The following is a 17,682-nucleotide window of genomic DNA, read 5'->3' as shown; positions in this document are numbered from 1 at the left end:
CTTCTTGAATTTTCAGAAAATATGTACCACTCAAGTGTAACGGAATGAAAAATGAGAAGCAATTCCAACTGACGATGAATGGAAAATGAAAACAAAAACATCCCTTGAATCCGTTACGACGGATCAAGAGATGTCAATTGACCAAAGTGCCATTTCCAACCATCTGACGTAGCACGATAGATGGATACGATCCGGAAACGACCAACGTATTGAGTTGTTCCGTATTCAAATCGATCTTCTGTCAAACTATATTGGATTGCCGTATCTTCGAAATGATCAATGTATGAAAAATCATCGGTCCGGGATAACCAGCGGATGTTTGCAGGATCCACGTAATGATCGAGGTAGGTCTCGGCATCGAATGACCGCCCTAACGCATCGATGAACGTGAATTCAGGAGATAATAGATGCGAGACTTGTGATAAATCTCCTTTTAGCATAGCGTCTTGAAGGTGTTGCATCGTTTGTTCGAGTGTCATGTTAAATCTCCTTTCTTCCTGAATCGCTAGTGTAGCATATATAAACACAAAAAAGACCCTGCGTGAGCAGGGTCTAAAAGAAATTAAAGTTTTACAACGTTAGTTGCTTGTGGTCCACGTTGACCTTCTTCAACTTCGAAAGAAACCTCTTGACCTTCGTCAAGTGATTTGAAACCTTCAGATTGGATTGCTGAGAAGTGTACGAATACGTCGTCTCCGCTTTCGCGCTCGATGAAGCCGAATCCTTTTTCTGCGTTAAACCATTTTACTTTACCTTGTTCCATGTGTATTGCCTCCTGCGTGTGACTGGCACACTGATTATTACTACCGTGATCAATTTCATCGAATATAAAGTGAAACACTTCGTATCTCCACCGAACAACAATAATTACTTAATAATATAGCATGCCTGAATCGAAAAAGAAAGGACAAAACAAAAAAAGAACAAACGAAGCTGTTCTTCTCTAAATACATCATTGAATTAAAGGGTTCATTTTACCTGTGTCGAAAGAGTATAACTGATTCTTTCAATTAAGTCGGAATATGTTCTCTTTTACTACTGAGTTGTCGTAATGTATGCAAAATGAATCCTTGGAAGTTCGGGTAACGTGTCGGTTGTTCCCAAACAGTGCGGAATAATTCGGTCATTGCAGAATGAATAAGTGCTTCATCGACCTGTGTACGACGAAATAAAAGAAAGAGTGTTTTTTCGTAACGATCGTATAATCGTTCGAGCGCGACAGAATCACGCTGTTTGATTTGATTGAGCAAATCAGTGTCTGAATACATAGGTCACTCCCTCTTCGACAGTTTTCTCTATAGTATGCTGTCACAGTAATGTAATGAAACTATTATGTAGATTCCCGCTGGATGAATTATGAAACACCCAAACTTCTTGAACTAAAGATAATAATCAAAAGGAGGAAAAATGATGTTACCTATATATATTCGCCCGTATGTCTTAGATGATGCGGCAGTTATTCTTGAGATGAACTTACGAAATCGTGAACACTTCGAATACTGGATGCCAGTTAAGCCGTTACCCGAACAGTACACATTAGAGGGGCAGCGGGAACGAATTTTTCGTCATCAAGAGTTGATGAAACAAGATGCTTATTATGCTTACGGTGTTTTTTTATCAGAGACCGATCAATTGATTGGCGATGTCTCAGCGATGTTCATCCAGCGTGGACCAGCCGAGACGTGCATGATCGGCTATCAGTTAGATGCCGTCTATGGTGGAAAAGGATATATGGCTCAAGCGGTCGGATTGTTCGTAGACCATCTATTTGATGTCCATCAGTTCCACCGGATTCGTGCTGAGGTCATGCCGGCGAACGTCGGATCGATTCGTGTTCTTGAAAAAGTCGGATTTCGTAAAGAAGGAATCGCGAAACAAAATCTCTTCATCAATGATGCCTGGGAAGATTTTATTCTGTTTGCTCTATTAAAAGAAGATCGGGAGGAGTCAGGTCATGCCAATCTCTGATTATTATGCCAATCTACGGCGACATGTCGGAACACAATGTCTGTTTACACCATGCGTCGCAGCAATCATTCGAAACGAAGCAGGGCATATCCTTTTCCAGGATCCAGGTGGTCCGTTTTGGAGTTTGCCTGCCGGGGCGATTGAACTAGGAGAATCCCCTGCACAAGCAGTCATTCGCGAAGTCTATGAAGAAACGGGTCTATTCGTTCGACCCGTCCGACTAATCGCGACATTTGGTGGGGAATCGTTTCGACTTACGTATCCTGACGGAAACGAGGTCGAGTATGTAGCAACGATGTTCGAATGTGAGGTAGTCAGTGGGAAGCTCGAGGCCATTGATGGGGAATCTAAGCAACTGGCTTATTTTCCAAAAAATGAGCGTCCGCCACTTGCCTTGCCTTATCCTGATCAAGTGTTTGAGAAATCGGAGGCATCGAGTTATTTCGATTGGGAAGAGCAGTGGTTGACTGATTTACAACAACAATATTGTTAAAATCCGAACATTATTTTTTTGTTAACTAAAAAAGTTCATGAAAAACCTTAAAAACACGAAAATTTCTTTGACACTATGATAACAGTTCGTTATAGTAGTCAATGGGCGAATGATTATCGCCGATATATAAAAAATATTCGTAATTAGAGGTGTTATTCATGGATGTAGTATTCGATTATGAAGATATTCAATTAATTCCAGCAAAATCAATCGTTGGTAGTCGTTCGGAATGTGATACGTCAGTCGAGTTCGGCGGTCGTCGTTTCAAGCTTCCGGTCGTACCCGCAAACATGCAAACGATCATTGATGAATCGATTGCTTTGTTCTTAGCTGAAGGCGATTATTTCTATATCATGCATCGATTCGAACCGGCACGACGTCTAGCGTTCGTTCGTATGATGCAAGAGCGTCAACTGTTCGCTTCGATTAGCGTCGGTGTCAAGGAAGAAGAATATCAGCTGATCGAACAGCTCGCGACAGAGGGACTAACTCCTGAATACATCACGATTGATATCGCACACGGTCATTCGGAAGCAGTCATTCAGATGATTCGCCACATCAAATCGCTTTTGCCAACAAGTTTCGTTATTGCCGGAAACGTCGGTACACCGGAAGCGGTACGCGAACTTGAGAACGCAGGAGCAGACGCAACAAAAGTCGGGATTGGACCAGGTAAAGTTTGTATCACGAAAATTAAAACAGGTTTCGGTACAGGTGGTTGGCAACTCGCAGCACTTCGTTGGTGTGCGAAGGCAGCAAGCAAACCGATTATCGCCGATGGTGGTATTCGGACGCATGGGGATATCGCGAAGTCGGTTCGGTTCGGTGCTTCGATGGTCATGATCGGTTCACTTTTCGCAGGGCATGAAGAATCGCCTGGTGAGACACATGAAGTGGACGGGGTGCTCGTCAAGGAATATTTCGGTTCTGCTTCTGAGTTCCAAAAAGGCGAACGCAAGAATGTTGAAGGGAAAAAGATGTTTGTCGAGCATAAAGGAAGTCTAGCAGATACATTGATTGAAATGGAGCAAGATTTGCAATCAGCGATCTCATACGCTGGTGGAAATAAATTGAAGGCGATTCGGACGGTCGACTACGTCGTCGTCAAAAACTCGATTTTCAACGGTGATAAAGTATTTTAAGTATGATGAATCCGCTCTTAACAGAGCGGACTTTTTTTGTTTCCTTAGCATAACTCTTCCATAGGAGGGGTATAAGTCAAATGGACCGAAAAATTCGGAATATTTTGGATAGGGAGTGATTGACATGCTATTTGAAACGACATCGTACTTAATTGAAAAATTCGCAACCGTTCGCAACCAAACGATCGCCTTAATCGAACCGCTCGAAGCAGAGGATTTCATCATTCAAGCTAGTTCAGACGTGAGTCCGCCAAAATGGCACATTGCCCATACGACTTGGTTTTTTGAACGGATGATACTACAGGAATATAGTGAAAACTATCAAGTCTTCCATCCGAAATACAATTATTTGTTTAACTCGTACTACAATTCAATCGGACCTTATCAACCTCGTCAACAACGGGGAATGTTGTCACGTCCGACCGTCGAGGACATCATCGCTTACCGGGCATATGTCGATGGACAAATGATCGAGTTCTTGAAAGAAGAACGGACTCCAGAAGACCAACGAAAAATCGAAGCATTGGTCGAGATGGGACTACAACACGAACAACAACATCAGGAATTGATTTTGATGGACGTGAAGTATAACTTTTTCACGAATCCGTTATTACCTGCCTATCAGTCAAAGTCGTTAGAACTGGATGTGCCTGAAAATGCACTCATGGAAACATCCTTTATCCCATTTGAGGAAGGACTCGTCGAGATTGGTCATACAGGAGACGGTTTTGCGTTTGATAACGAGAGTCCGCGCCATAAAACGTGGCTGCATCCGTTTGAATTAGCGACACGTCCTGTCACGAACGGGGAGTATTTGGCATTTATTGAAGCAGGTGGCTATGAAAAGTCAGAGTATTGGTTATCTGATGGCTTTGCAACGGTTCAAAAAGAAAGCTGGAAAGCGCCATTATATTGGATGAAGGATGACGCGGGAGAATGGACGATCTTTACGATGAATGGCGTCGAACCATTGCGGCTCGACGAACCAGTCTGTCACGTTAGCTTTTATGAGGCGGATGCTTACAGCCGTTTTAAAGGGAAGCGTTTGCCGACAGAAGCGGAATGGGAATGGGCTTCTCGTCAAGTCGATTCCGTTACGAAGCGCAACATGATGGGAAATGGTACGTTTCATCCAGTCGTAGTCAAAGAGTCAGAGACGACACTTGCGAGCATGTTCGGTAACGTCTGGGAATGGACATCAAGTCCTTATAGTTCGTACCCAGGCAGTAAACCACTCGAGGGAGCACTTGGAGAGTACAATGCGAAGTTCATGTGTAATCAAATGGTACTACGTGGAGGAGCGTGCGTGACGCCTGACGATCATATTCGCGAGACGTACCGAAACTTCTTTCCACCCGATAAACGCTGGTTATTTGGCGGCTTCCGATTGGCGGGTGACATGTGATGCGCGAGACGGTCATTGGCTACGACTTATATACTCCGCAACAAAACATGCGTTTAGAAGTCATCGAAGGTCTGATGCGCGAACAAAAAGTCTTACCGGCGAAATACTTTTATGATCATATCGGCTCCCAGTTGTTCGAGCAGATCACGCAACAACCGGAATATTATCCGACAAGAACGGAACTTGCTATCTTGGAGCAACACCGAGCGGAAATCGCTCAGAGTATTGGGGATGTGCATACGCTGATCGAATATGGAAGTGGAAGCAGTCGTAAAATCCAGATGTTGCTTGAGACGTTTACGCACTTGGATACGTACATGCCGATCGACATCTCAAAAGACTTTTTGATGGAATCTGCTCGTCAATTATCGGAGCGGTATCCTGCATTGCATATTAAAGCTGTTTGTGGTGATTATTCACAAGCCATTTCCTTACCGGTAGAGGAGTCTCAAAAACGGGTCATCTTTTTCCCGGGTTCGACGATCGGGAACTTTGAACCGGAGGAAGCGATGCACTTTTTACGTCATTCATCGCGGATCCTTGAAAGTGGAGATGGATTCTTGATCGGCGTCGATCTAAAAAAATCGACCGATGTCCTTGAACGTGCTTATAACGATGCAGCCGGTGTCACGGCAGCATTCAATTTGAACATGTTGACGCACTTGAACCAGATGCTCGATGGAACGTTTGATGTGACCCGATTTAAACATCATGCTTTTTATAATGAAGAAAAAGGACGAATCGAAATGCATCTTCGGAGTCAACTTGATCAATTAGTACAAGTCGGAGACGTGACGGTTCCGTTTAAACAGGGGGAGACGGTTCATACGGAGAACTCTTATAAATACAGTAAAGAAGAGTTTGAGACACTCGCTCGTCAAAGTGGTTTTCATCCGGTCAATTGCTGGATTGATGATGACAAACGATTTAGCGTGCATTATTTAGAAAAAATGTAACGGCGTCATAACTAAAAAACACTCCTACACGTAAGCTTCCGTTAAAAGCATGACTGGGGAGTGTTTTTCATAGATTAAAGTGTCTTATTCGATCCGTGCACCTTCCGGAATCGGATGTTCCGGCACGACGAGAATCGGCATCCATTGCTCTGAACGCCCAATCTCAAGTACTCGTCCGGACTCTTCTGGCGTACGACCAGGTACGTTGAGTACAGCAATCGCTTGTTTTCCAAGCAGCTCGTGGACATCAGGTCGTAGTGAATCCCAAGCGAGTGAAAAAGAACGTGTAAATCCGTCGAATTGTAGCTCAAGCTGAATTGAGCCATCCGTGCGATTCGAAATCGACTGGATCGTACCGACACGAATATCTAAAGCATCAAATAATTCAAGTGAAACTACTGGTTTCATGGACAATGACGTACTTCCTTTCAAAAAGCATAAAGTGAGTTAGGAGTCGAAAGAGACGTATGTCGGCTCATAGGTCTGCCATTCGATATCAAGCGTTTGATGATTTGCAAGCTTCGCTAATTGGCTACCGAGATAAGGTCCAATCGTCAAACCGGATGCGCCGAGTCCGTTTGCTAAGAACACGTTTGGATGATTTTGAAGCGGTCCGATTACTGGTAACGAGTTTTTTGTATAGGGACGTAAGCCGATACGGAGTTCATCAATTGTCGTTTCCTCGAGACTTGGTAAGACAGGTAAAGCACGATTCAATAAAGCATGCATTCCTTTGACGGTCGGCTTTAAGTTGTAATCGGTCTGTTTCTCGTGTGTCGAACCGACGATCAGTTTCTTTTCGTGGATCGAAACCAGGTACAATCCGCGTTGTCCCATGACGACAGGCCACGTCGTTGATGTAGAATCCGTCAAGTCGAGTTGTAGGATTTGTCCCTTCTCTGGGTGCAAATCGATTTTAAGGTCAAGCGGCCGAAGAAGGTCATTCAACCAAACGCCTGCCGTTAAAATGAAGTGGTCTGCCGAGTACTGTTCGTTTTCCATGGTTATACCGGTGACGACTCCTTTGTCTACGACAAGAGAAGCATCTCCTTCTAGTACAGTCGCACCGTGTTCGACAGCACCACGGATCATAGCGGCACATAAGGCACGTCCATCAACACGTGCACCGCCAGAGACGAATAAGGCATCTTCGATCTGTTCAACGAGCGGGAACAGCGTTTTGACACGTTCTTGATCGAGTCGTTCGATCCGTTCGATGGCAGGGGCTTCTGGAAAGCGGTTTTGCGCAATCGTCTCCATCTTATCGATTTTTGATGTTTCGTGTAAGGCGATCGCTCCAACTTGCTGATAACCAGTGCTCGTCTCACCGAGTGCTTCGAGTTCAGGAATCAATGTCTTGTAAAAATGAGCACCGTTATTCGCTAACTTGTACCATGCTTTATTGCGTCGTTGTGTCATCCATGGACAGATGATGCCGGCTGCCGCATGGGAGGCGCGACCGGGTTCCTTCCGATCGACGAGTAAGACGCGTTCACCAGCCTTTGATAAATGATAAGCTGTCGAGGCACCAAGAATTCCGGCACCGACAATGATATGGGTGTACATGAAAAATTCAACTCGATTCTATTCAATTGGAATATCTTATATTGTAGCAGTAGAAGATCCGGGCGACTAGCAAGAGTGAGAATCGGATCGGTAGCACATCGAATAATGGGAAATGATGGGGAAAGTGAACTTTTTCGAAACCAATCACGTATACTAAATATACAGTTTCTATAAACTGTGAATTAGATGATTAGAAACAGTTGAATTTGGAAACATACCCTTATAGGCATCATGTCCTGTCATCATTGACTTTGAAACGGTCCATCATGAAGGAGGGGAAGGCAATGAATATGAGTCAAGCCATCGTACGCAAACGCTACACGGATCATACTTTATTTTATTCCGCCATCCTAATCTGGAAATTGCTATTCTTCCTGCCACTGCTCATGTTCGTCAACAGTGGCACGGACCATGTGTTTCAAATGTATTTCGTACCGTATCTAACTGTCATCTTGTTGTTTCGCGTGATGACCTACTTCGCGACCTATAAAGCATCTTTTATGGAGATGACGGAAATGGGTCTCTCGCTATCTTTACTCATCGCAGATGTATATTTGATTGCTTTGTTCGATATTCCACTTCCATTTGCCTTGATTATTCTGACACTCGCTTTACTCCACTTCAGTGCAGCATTTAGTCGTTTTCGGTGGTTCCGTCGTCGTCTCTGGTTGAATCGGCATCTTGAGATCCTCAATTATTTGACGGATCACGGTGAAGTCCCGATTAAAATCGCGGTCATGGCAGAAGATGAGATGCTTGTAACGACGAAAAGTGGTAAAGAATTTACGTATCGTCAAGTGTATTGGAGCGGTTTTTATATTGAACATGGTTGATCGTCCATAAGAAAAAGGATTCCTTTTTTTGGAATCCTTTTTTGTTGCATTTGAAAAAATATAGTACGCTTAAATAATAAAAGGGGGGAGAGGAACTTGATTCGTTGTATATTGATCGATGCGAACGATACGATCATTTTGACAGATGATATATTTCGGATACAAGAGCCGGGTATCAAACGCTATTTCGTTGATTTCAATCAACCGACAGATACAGAAAAGCAAAAATTGATCGATGCCTTTGATTTTCATCCGCTGGCGATTGAAGACTGTTTTCATTATTTACAGCGTCCGAAGCTCGAGTATTATGCGGATCACAGTTTTTTTGTCCTTCATGCGCTCGATGAAGGAACGTTGACGAGTCGTGAAATCAATTTGTTCGCAAGTGATCGGCATCTCGTCAGCTACCATGAGCAATCCTCGCCGGAAATTGACGTCGTGTTTGAACAGTGTAGCCAGCGCCTCGACAAACAAGAAACGGTCGATCTCGTACATAAAATCATGGACAAGATCGTCGACGGTTATTTTCCGATAGTCCATGCGACAGAAGATGAATTGTTTGCGCTTGAGGAACGCTATCGATCACGCGGAAACGATCGTCGGTTGATGGAAGAAACTTTCGAACTAAGAGCGCAGTTACTTCGAATCTCACGGACTGTCATGCCGATGCGGGACTTATTGTATCGGGTCGTCGAATCGAAGCGGTTATCGATTCATCCGAAGAAGCAAGCATTCTTTCGCGATTTGTATGATCATTTACTAAAGTTATCCGAAATGATTGAATACAACCGATTGATGACATCTGAGTTTCGGGATAACTTCATTTCCCTCAACTCGTACCGGATGAATAGCATCATGAAGACGTTAACGATTTTTACGACGATTTTCATGCCGTTGACGTTCATCGCTGGTATATATGGCATGAACTTTGAACATATGCCAGAACTGACCACCCGGTATGGTTATTTCGTGACGTTAGGGGCAATGGGACTCCTTGCTTTAGGAATGATTCTGTTCTTCAAAAAAAATCGTTGGTTTGATGAATAAGGAGAGATGTAAGTGGATATTCGACAATTGCTCTTTTTTACTACGATCGTCGAGCAAGGCTATAACTTAACGCGTGCTTCGAAACACTTGTCGATTTCGCAACCGGCGCTTAGTCAGATGATTCGCGACTTCGAACAGCTGGAGCAAGTAGAACTGTTCATTCGAAAGCACGGACGGTTGACAGGGTTATCGGAAACGGGACGTCAATTGTATGAGGATGCGAAAATCGTTTTGACGCGTCATCAAGCATTGATGGGGCATCTACGCGAACGCTCAAACGTCGTCCGAGGGAAAGTCCGTCTCGGAATACCCCCTGTCATTCTCCCTGTCTTATTTTCACAGTTAATCCCGAAGTTCATGGCGGAACATCCTGGGATTGAACTCGAAATCATCGAAGAAGGGGCGTTTGAACTCAAACGTCGACTGCTACTTGAAGAACTCGATTTGGCCATTTTGATCGAACCAGGTGAATCCTATGGCATTGAACGTTTTCGATTGATTGAAGATGAAGTCGTCGTTGCCGTTCGCCCAAATCATCCGTTTCAAGCAAAAGAAGCTCTATCTTATAGTGATATCGGGAATGAACCACTCGTCATCTTAAATGATCGATTCATGTTACATCATCAAATACTATCGGAGTTTCGCAAAGTGCAGCAAGAACCGAATATTTTCTTCATGTCTGGTGCATGGGACTTGTTGATCGGGATGGTTCAAGAACTCGACGTCATCTCGATCCTACCCGAACCGATTCTGCGGTTTCATCATGCGGATGACATTAAAATCATTCCGTTCGAGCCGCCGATGTTATGGGATGTCTCGTTGAACAGACTTGTCGGGACAGAATTACGCCCAGTCGTCCGACACGTCCATCAATACATCGTCCACTATTTTCAGTCGTACTGGCCAACGCCTGTGCGGTGAAGAAAATACAAAAGACCGGAACGCGTCGCACTCCGGTCTTTTGTATTAATTGATCATGTTTCATGACGTGACGTGCTGCGTCAGATTGCGAATCTTTGCGGCAGCTTGTTTGTAAGGTGTCAGTGTCTCTTGTGCCTGTAACGTCGCACGTTCACTCTCGAGTTGTTCGAGTGCTTGGCGTAACAGGTGCTCTGAAAGGGATGTTAAAGAGACATCTAGATGTGCCGTCGCGACTGTCAGCAAACGCTCTTCTTGAGCAGTAGTGTATGCGAGTGCTTCTTGTTTAGTTAACGTCGCCAGTTCTTCCTTCAGTTGTTCTTTCTCATTTTTTTCAAAGAAGGCTTTCGCATTCCGGAAGTGGCGTTTGACACCAATATAAGGGGTTGCATCCTCGAAGGGTCCGTCGAACGTCATTTCGTTCAACCGAGAGACCGTGACAGGCGCGAGCTGGAAGGATTCGTTCCATTGCTCAAGCAACTGTTGCTCCTCTTGCTGACGATGGACTAAGGCGGCTTCGAGCCATTGGTCGACGCGGAAATGCGTGACCCGAAGTTCCTGCTCAAAGTCGAACCGGAGGAATGTCAACAGTTCCCTCAACGCCTCTTGTAAGGCTACCCCTTTACTCGTCTGAGCAAAACGAACGGGATTATAGGCTTCTTTGAAGAAGTCAGGGAAACGGTAATAAATGCGTTGTACGACATGGTGCAACAGTTCATGAATCTCTGCTTTGAGTGCAGGTTTGATCAAAGTAGCACGATTGTCCTCGAAACGATCGGTGACCTGCTGTTCTAAAGTAGACAGTTCAGCCAGCCGTTCTTCTTTTCGCAGGAGGTTTGCTTCAGTCGCAACGATGAACCGTTCGAGGCGCTCGACGGTCTTTTCCGTCTGCTCAGACAACGATACTTTAGCAAGACCGGTCAAGTCCTCCGCTAGGAATTGATGAAATGCTTCCTCGAACTCGGGTAAACCGGAAATTGAATCCGTTCGCTCTTGCTGCTTTTCAGCGAGTCCTTGTAAGCTCGAGACTCCATACAGTCGGGGCGACCGAATCCCGAAGCGTTGCAGTTCCGTAGCGACATAGTTCAAGACATCTTGACGTTCGCTTTCTGAAGCAGCGAGATCAATCGCATTGACGAGGAAGAACATCTTATCGAGTTCGAATGCATCTTTGACACGACCGAGTTGAATCAAGAATTCACGGTCAGCGCGAGCAAAGGCATGATTGAAGTACGTGACGAACAAGATTGCATCCGCATTTTTGATGTAATCGAAGGCGACATCGGTATGACGGGCATTGATTGAATCCGCTCCTGGTGTATCAACGAGTGTCACGCCGAGACGAGTTAAGGGACTATCATAATAGAAATCGATGACATCGACGAAACAGCTTCGTTCTTCCTGTGCGACATATTGTTTAAAAGCTTCTTGATCGACCGTCTGGACGGTACCGATGAATGATTGAACGGTTGGGAATCCTGTCAAGAAAGCACGCAAGAACGGATCCGTCAGCGATGCGGCACGTGGTAAGAGCGTATCGTATGCCTGTTTCGTTGACTCGAACGTCATCGTTGCGACCATCGCTTCATTTAAGTCTTCAAGCATCGCTGCTTCCGACTTGAATGTGACTTCTGCCACGCCGTGCGAGTGTGTAGTGTCAACGGGATGAATCCGGTTGATGGACGCGGTCGTTGGGTTCGGAGAGACGGGTAGTACCTTCTCTCCGAGCAAAGCATTGCAAAACGATGATTTGCCAGCACTGAAGGCACCGAATAAGGCAATCGTGAACGATTGGTGTGTCAGTCGATCCAATTTGTCATTTAAATAAGCGACGGCTTCTTCAAAGCCCTGTAGACCATTCAGCTGCTGACGGATTTGAGCAACATCTTCTGGTGTAAACCGGACGGATTGTTGCTCACTGATCGTCTTCGCGAGCTCAAACGCAGTTGTTTCTGTCACCGATTCATACCCGGTAAAGGAAACGATTGTCGCTTCTTGCTGAATCAATTGCTCTTCCCAGACTGAAACTTGTGTCCGAGCCTGTTCGAACTGTTGGTCAGATGGATTGGCAACGCCATGCTCATATCGCTCGAGTGCTACGGTAGCCTGTTGCCATGCTTGAACGTTGTCCCATTTATGCTGTAATGACGTTTGTTGTTGCAATAGCTCAGCTTGTTCTTTCGGGAAAGTTGATGTCAACTCTAGTCGAACATGCTCCCGCCACGCATTCGTTTCCTTGACGAACCAAGCTTGTGTCTGTTCGGCGACACGATTCGTGAACTGGAGCACCGATTCACCCGTGATCGTAATGCCAGTCGGCAGGGCACTCTCGAGTACGGAAAGCGGCGGGGCGAGTGAAAGCTGATCGATCGCGACGATATGCATATCCTGCAGGAGACCAAGGTCGCGTAACGATTGTTTCATCAAGTTACGTAAATGGAGCGAAATCTCGGAAGCGGTCACCGTCTGATAGGCACGCAACACATCTTGTGCAATCTCTGCTTGAGCCGCTTCCGTTTTTTTTGTACTTCGGAACAATCCGACCTTGAAGTCGCGTTGGCGTGACTCGAGGAAACGGCGCATCTTCTCGCGTAATTCGAACGGCATCAATGTCGCGTTTTTCAAGAGTTGATCTCGATGCAACGAAAACGTCTGTACCCAGCGGTCCGGCTGACATGCTTCTAATTGTTGCGAAACGTGGGCTAATTCGGTTTCGATCGTCTCTGGATCACGTCGTTCAGCGTCATTCAATTGTTCAGCCATCGTCTCGTGGGCTTCTGAGACGAGACGTGTGAGATAACGTGTGTGCTCTTGATGAAGACTTTCAAGCGTTAAAGCGGCAGAAGCCAACAACTTCGGTTGAGCATCACGAATGCTTTGTTTGACGAGCTGTTCGACTTTCATGAAATCGTTATACGGATGATCTGGTTTCCGCAGGCTTGTAAAGAAGATCCCTTTCGGCGCGACACCATGTTCAGCGAAAGATGCATGGACCGAGCGGCGGAAGGCGTCGAATGATAGTTCATCTTCACGATGTTTATCGATTTGATTGACGATTAAATATAGTTCCGGTACGGCAGCTTGTAATTCATTCGTCACTATGAAGTTCAATTCAGATTGAACATGATTGTAGTCCATGACGTAAAACAAGATGTCAGCCAAGTGAAGGGCGGATTCCGTTGATACACGGTGGGCATCATCGACCGAGTCGACGCCTGGTGTATCCATCAAGACGAGACCAGGAGGCAGATTGGACGCAGCATGCGTCAAATCGATTTGACGGACATCACCACTCTTCCCAAGTGTTTTAAGATGCTCCTCTTGCTCTGTTGCTGTCAGACGAACAGAAGGCTGTTCATGAAAGTGAACGATCGCTGAATCAGTGTCCCCTTGTTGAAGTGTCACGATGTTCGCACTCGTCGGAATCGGACTTGTCGGTAAGACCGATTCACCCGTCAAGGCGTTGATCATGCTTGACTTTCCAGCCGAGAAATGACCAGCGAAAGCAATCGTGAACTCTCGTTTCAATAGTTTCATAGCGAATTTATCTAGTTTATCTAAACGGAGTTGATCCGTTGAAGGTTGAATCAACGTGGCGAGTGAAGCTGTCGCTTCGAGTTGGTTCGATAATCGTTCCTCAAATGAGCGCATGCAATGAAACCCCTTTCTTTCAGTCATCGTTCAGTGTATCACGATTTTTTTAGTTTCGTCATCCTTCTGCAAGCGACAAAAAACGATCCGCCAAGGAAGAGGCGGATCGTTTTAATCGGGATCAAGATGACGGAACGATTTCGTCTGCGTGTGTTGATTCTTGTTCCGTCGAATGAATTCGACGCAATAAGTGTAATTTAAAGAGATACATGACGAGCAAGTGAACGTTCGCCTGCGTCACCTTATAGAGTATCCACGGTAAAGCAGGGACAAATTCGTGAATGGCAATGATACATTCCTGTGTACCGGGAATTTGCCGAAATTCAATCCGACCCCGGCTATCTTCCTCGACTTTTGCGAACAGTCCGCCGGTAATCCGGTAGGTCGCCATTTGTCGATCACGAACCGGTTCCTTCGTCAATTCAAGTAGGGGTTGTTCGTAAAATGGAATGTTTATTCCAACGACTTGATCTTTCATAGTTGATGATAGGAAAGGACGCGCAAACGAAGATAACCAATCCATGTAATCGTCAGCTGCCCAGTCGGCATCGCGATCCTTCGGCAAAAGAACACGTTGAACTGAACGAACGTCAAGGGCGTCTGGTGTTGAAGACGACGAGGAAGAAGAACCTTTTTTTTCTTCCTCCTCTTTTAGCGCATCACGGACCGATTGTTCGAATGTAATTTTTCCGTCACTGATCCCTGGAACCATTTTTTCTGGATCTGCAACCATCTCATGAACCATGCTTTCAACGAGTGGATAGACGGTTTCTTTTGGTTCTCCAGACACGAGCGTCACCCAAAGTCGAGATAATTTAACGGTCAATAAAGGAATATCGATGGTCGGTTGTCGTTTTCCCATGATGTCAGCAGTTCGAAGGATCATCTCTTTATAGGTCATCGCTTCCGGTCCACCGATATCGATTGCCCGGTCTTTAACATCATCGCGATCGACACTTTCACCAAGTGCATGAATGACATCCGGTAAAGCGACGGGGTGTGTCTTGTTACGTGTCCATCGTGGGAGTGCCATGACGGGGAGGCGTTTGACGAGCTTCGATAAGATTGGGAAAGATGAGCCTTTTGGACCGACAATCAATGCGGCACGGATCGTCGTCACCGGTGTGCCATAAGCACCAAGAACGCGTTCGACCTCGAGTCGGCTCTTTAAGTGACGCGATAGATTTTCTGTTTCCTCAGGAATGATACCACTTAAGTAAATGATTTGTCGGATACCATTTTCTTTTGCTGCACGGGCAAAGTTATCGGCTAACAATAAGTCCATGTTTTCAAACGATCCTTGTGTCAATTTAGCAGAAGGCATCATCGAATGAACGAGGTAGACAGCGATGTCCGCTCCTTTCATACCAGCAATCGTATCGTCTAGAGAAAAGAGATCGCACGATCGCCATTCGACACGTTCCTCATTGTCCTTATCATCGCCGTTTCGAGAAAGGGCAATGACGTCATATTTTTTCTTCAGTTCATTCAGTAGATTGTGACCGATGTAACCGGTAGCTCCGGCTAAAGCTAGGCGCGTTGGCATGGATGTAAACTCCTCTCTTATATCTGTTGTAATGTACCCCCAATCGTGTCAGTTCAATCGCAAGAGGATACGCTGAGATGATTCAGTTAGATGGAATAGGGAATAAAAATATAAGGAAAAGAATCAACAGGAAGAATGAAAAACAAAGGAGGCTTCAACCATGCAGACGATACAATTCATGCAAGCGGAACATGAACGACGATTCGATCTGTTGTGGAGACGCTTAAAGCCGAAACAACGAGAAGATGCAGCGATGGTCTCGATGCTGTATCTCGCAACAGGACAGCCACAAGTGCTCGAACGATTCTCGGATTATTTCTTTCCGGATAGTGGTGAGTTTTTTGATCGTGAATTTCTGGCAGAACCCTATCCAAGTCCAGCGTTAGAAGCGATCATCCACTTGATCGTACAATTATATAATGGGCGAACGACGATCACGATCATCGAGTTGATTGAACGATTGGATGAACAACAGATGTTGCTTGTACTCGAATCGATTAAATTACGGGCTTACGGGTGTCAGATGCTACAAAAAGTCGCGAAATCGTAATGACCCTAATATGAATCCGATCGACGAAGAGACTTCCTGATTCGTCGGTCGGATTTTTTATGATGGAAGAAAAGTTGTAAGTTCAAGAATTGATGAGAAGATGTTCGTAAATCAGAGTTCAATAAAATAAATCGTCCTGAAAATAAAAGCTAAGTTTATTCACGAAGAACTAATTGAGGTGGGCGACGACTGGAAATAAGATGAAAGTATCAGTAAAAGGTGGTTTATCTATGGAAGGAGTGACATCATGCAGCTCAAAGAATCGATCTACTTTCACTCACCGATCTTCATCCAAAACTTGTTGACGACTTTACAAGGACGTCGCCTGTTCCACGAACGATATGGTCCAGCCTATCAACAACGCCTACAAGAACTGAAGCAGAAGTTAGGACGACCGAATGACGTACGGGCGGAACAGTTGCATCGATTAAACGACTTCCTTTCTTTTTGCCAAACGCATAGTCCGTATTATCAGGAATTGTTTTCCTCTCTTGCGTTAGAGCTCCCTTTACGATCGATTGACGAACTAACACAAATTCCTCCTTTGACGAAAGAAATCTTACGACAACAAAATGAGGATGTCCATGCGCGCGTCCATGCTCCGATTCTCGGGAAAACGGGCGGTACGACCGGCAAATCGATTCAAGTCCATTACACGAAAGAAGACATGCAAATCCGCATGGCGCATCTCGACTTTTTCAAATGGACACATGGCGTCGATCAAGGGATGCGCCGTGCGAGTTTTACCGGTCAAATGCTTGCCTCGCCTCAACAAAAGGCACCGGTTTATTGGCGGACAAATAAAGTCATCAATCAAATGTTGTTCTCGATCAAAAACATCAATCCGAAAACCGCAGCTGCATATATTGAACAACTCAATCGGTTTCAGCCGGAATCGATTGATGGTTTGCCTTCAGGGATGATCGAAGTCGCGCGATATGCTAAAAAATATGGGATGACCTGTTCGTTTCGACCGAAAGCGATTTTCCCGACGGCAGAGATGATGACGGCAGAAGAACGAGCACTCATCGAAGACGTTTTCCATGCACCGATCTATGATCAGTATGCGTCGTCAGAAGGGGCCCCGATCGTCGCCGAATGTCCGTATGGCAAAAAACATCTACATTATGAGATGGGAATCATTGAACGTGATGAGGACGGCGAAATTCTCGTAACGAGTTTTGATACGCACGGGACACCTCTCGTCCGTTACCGTGTCGGCGATCGGATGACGCTCAGTCAGGAAACGTGTCCTTGTGGTCATCAAGGTCCGATCATCGCTTCGATCGACGGACGGGGGAGAAGCTTCATTCAACTCAGAAACGGTCACCGTGTCTTTGAAGGGGAACTCGCGGGAATCGTTCGGGCGTTCCCGAACTGTATCGAACGCGTACAATACATTCAAGAGACACGGGACGAGATTGTTTTATTATATGTTCCGGATGAACGATGCTTCGAGAAAGAACACGAGAAGAAACTCTTTTTTGTTCTAGACCGACTGTTTGACGGACAATTGAATGTCGTCATGCGCGCGGTACCGGAAATTCCGAAAGAAATCAGTGGAAAGACACTACTGATTAAACAACAGTATGCATGACACACGAAAA

Annotated in this window: 17 protein-coding genes; 10 read left to right on the top strand and 7 right to left on the bottom strand. The window is 45.3% G+C overall.

Annotated elements, in window-relative coordinates:
* Window positions 1-113: 113 nt before the first annotated feature.
* From ACN9MT_RS09015 to ACN9MT_RS09005, 3 genes are all read right to left on the bottom strand, one after another.
* Entirely contained in the window at window positions 114-479 is a 366-nt protein-coding gene (locus tag ACN9MT_RS09015; RefSeq protein WP_023468530.1) for a nuclear transport factor 2 family protein, read from the bottom strand.
* An 83-nt stretch (window positions 480-562) separates the two neighbouring features.
* Window positions 563-763, bottom strand: coding sequence for a cold-shock protein (locus tag ACN9MT_RS09010; protein ID WP_023468529.1), 201 nt, complete (start codon window positions 761-763; stop codon window positions 563-565).
* A gap of 247 nt (window positions 764-1,010) precedes the next feature.
* Entirely contained in the window at window positions 1,011-1,268 is a 258-nt protein-coding gene (locus tag ACN9MT_RS09005) for a hypothetical protein (protein ID WP_056062036.1), read from the bottom strand.
* Window positions 1,269-1,410: 142 nt separating this feature from the next.
* Between ACN9MT_RS09005 and ACN9MT_RS09000 the strand changes: the two genes are divergently transcribed.
* The 5 genes from ACN9MT_RS09000 (at window position 1,411) to egtD (ending at window position 5,964) form a co-directional block, all read left to right on the top strand.
* Window positions 1,411-1,968, top strand: a complete 558-nt coding sequence (locus ACN9MT_RS09000) for a GNAT family protein (RefSeq protein WP_329468641.1) — start codon at window positions 1,411-1,413, stop codon at window positions 1,966-1,968.
* Window positions 1,955-2,461, top strand: a complete 507-nt coding sequence (locus ACN9MT_RS08995) for an NUDIX domain-containing protein (RefSeq protein WP_329468639.1) — start codon at window positions 1,955-1,957, stop codon at window positions 2,459-2,461. The genes ACN9MT_RS09000 and ACN9MT_RS08995 overlap by 14 nt, the downstream gene beginning before the upstream one ends.
* Before the next feature lie 158 nt (window positions 2,462-2,619).
* A complete protein-coding gene (guaC, locus tag ACN9MT_RS08990; protein WP_035407471.1) occupies window positions 2,620-3,603 on the top strand; it encodes a GMP reductase in 984 nt (327 codons plus the stop codon).
* Between the two features lie 124 nt (window positions 3,604-3,727).
* A complete protein-coding gene (gene egtB, locus ACN9MT_RS08985; RefSeq protein WP_426272098.1) occupies window positions 3,728-5,008 on the top strand; it encodes an ergothioneine biosynthesis protein EgtB in 1,281 nt (426 codons plus the stop codon).
* Window positions 5,008-5,964 (top strand): L-histidine N(alpha)-methyltransferase, encoded by a 957-nt coding sequence (egtD, locus tag ACN9MT_RS08980; RefSeq protein ID WP_056061879.1) that lies wholly within the window; start codon window positions 5,008-5,010, stop codon window positions 5,962-5,964. The genes egtB and egtD overlap by 1 nt, the downstream gene beginning before the upstream one ends.
* Before the next feature lie 84 nt (window positions 5,965-6,048).
* Here egtD and ACN9MT_RS08975 read toward each other — a convergent pair whose 3' ends face one another.
* Window positions 6,049-6,372 (bottom strand): hypothetical protein, encoded by a 324-nt coding sequence (locus tag ACN9MT_RS08975; RefSeq protein WP_056061877.1) that lies wholly within the window; start codon window positions 6,370-6,372, stop codon window positions 6,049-6,051.
* Between the two features lie 39 nt (window positions 6,373-6,411).
* Window positions 6,412-7,530, bottom strand: a complete 1,119-nt coding sequence (locus ACN9MT_RS08970; protein ID WP_035407485.1) for an NAD(P)/FAD-dependent oxidoreductase — start codon at window positions 7,528-7,530, stop codon at window positions 6,412-6,414.
* A gap of 284 nt (window positions 7,531-7,814) precedes the next feature.
* Here ACN9MT_RS08970 and ACN9MT_RS08965 point away from each other — a divergent pair, with 284 nt between their 5' ends.
* From ACN9MT_RS08965 to ACN9MT_RS08955, 3 genes are all read left to right on the top strand, one after another.
* Window positions 7,815-8,363 (top strand): hypothetical protein, encoded by a 549-nt coding sequence (locus tag ACN9MT_RS08965; protein WP_426272097.1) that lies wholly within the window; start codon window positions 7,815-7,817, stop codon window positions 8,361-8,363.
* A gap of 96 nt (window positions 8,364-8,459) precedes the next feature.
* Complete coding sequence (corA, locus tag ACN9MT_RS08960) at window positions 8,460-9,410, top strand: magnesium/cobalt transporter CorA (RefSeq protein ID WP_426272096.1); 951 nt, start codon at window positions 8,460-8,462, stop codon at window positions 9,408-9,410.
* A gap of 12 nt (window positions 9,411-9,422) precedes the next feature.
* The gene (locus tag ACN9MT_RS08955; RefSeq protein ID WP_426272095.1) at window positions 9,423-10,331 is read left to right on the top strand and encodes a LysR family transcriptional regulator; all 909 of its coding nucleotides are present in this window, start codon (window positions 9,423-9,425) and stop codon (window positions 10,329-10,331) included.
* Window positions 10,332-10,391: 60 nt separating this feature from the next.
* Here ACN9MT_RS08955 and ACN9MT_RS08950 read toward each other — a convergent pair whose 3' ends face one another.
* Window positions 10,392-13,979, bottom strand: coding sequence for a dynamin family protein (locus ACN9MT_RS08950; RefSeq protein WP_426272094.1), 3,588 nt, complete (start codon window positions 13,977-13,979; stop codon window positions 10,392-10,394).
* Window positions 13,980-14,100: 121 nt separating this feature from the next.
* Window positions 14,101-15,525, bottom strand: a complete 1,425-nt coding sequence (locus ACN9MT_RS08945) for an NAD(P)H-binding protein (RefSeq protein WP_290750952.1) — start codon at window positions 15,523-15,525, stop codon at window positions 14,101-14,103.
* A 160-nt stretch (window positions 15,526-15,685) separates the two neighbouring features.
* On the opposite strand from ACN9MT_RS08945, the gene ACN9MT_RS08940 reads away from it, so the two are divergent.
* Window positions 15,686-16,075 carry a hypothetical protein gene (locus ACN9MT_RS08940; protein ID WP_426272093.1) on the top strand — a complete coding sequence of 130 codons (390 nt, stop codon included), beginning with the start codon at window positions 15,686-15,688 and terminating at the stop codon, window positions 16,073-16,075.
* Between the two features lie 247 nt (window positions 16,076-16,322).
* On the top strand, window positions 16,323-17,672 hold the full coding sequence (locus ACN9MT_RS08935; RefSeq protein WP_426272092.1) for a phenylacetate--CoA ligase family protein: 1,350 nt from the start codon (window positions 16,323-16,325) through the stop codon (window positions 17,670-17,672).
* Window positions 17,673-17,682: the final 10 nt, after the last annotated feature.

This window comes from Exiguobacterium sp. R-17, assembly GCF_049913315.1.
Taxonomy (GTDB): Bacteria; Bacillota; Bacilli; order Exiguobacteriales; family Exiguobacteriaceae; genus Exiguobacterium_A.
This window is presented reverse-complemented; position numbering and strand designations above follow the sequence as displayed.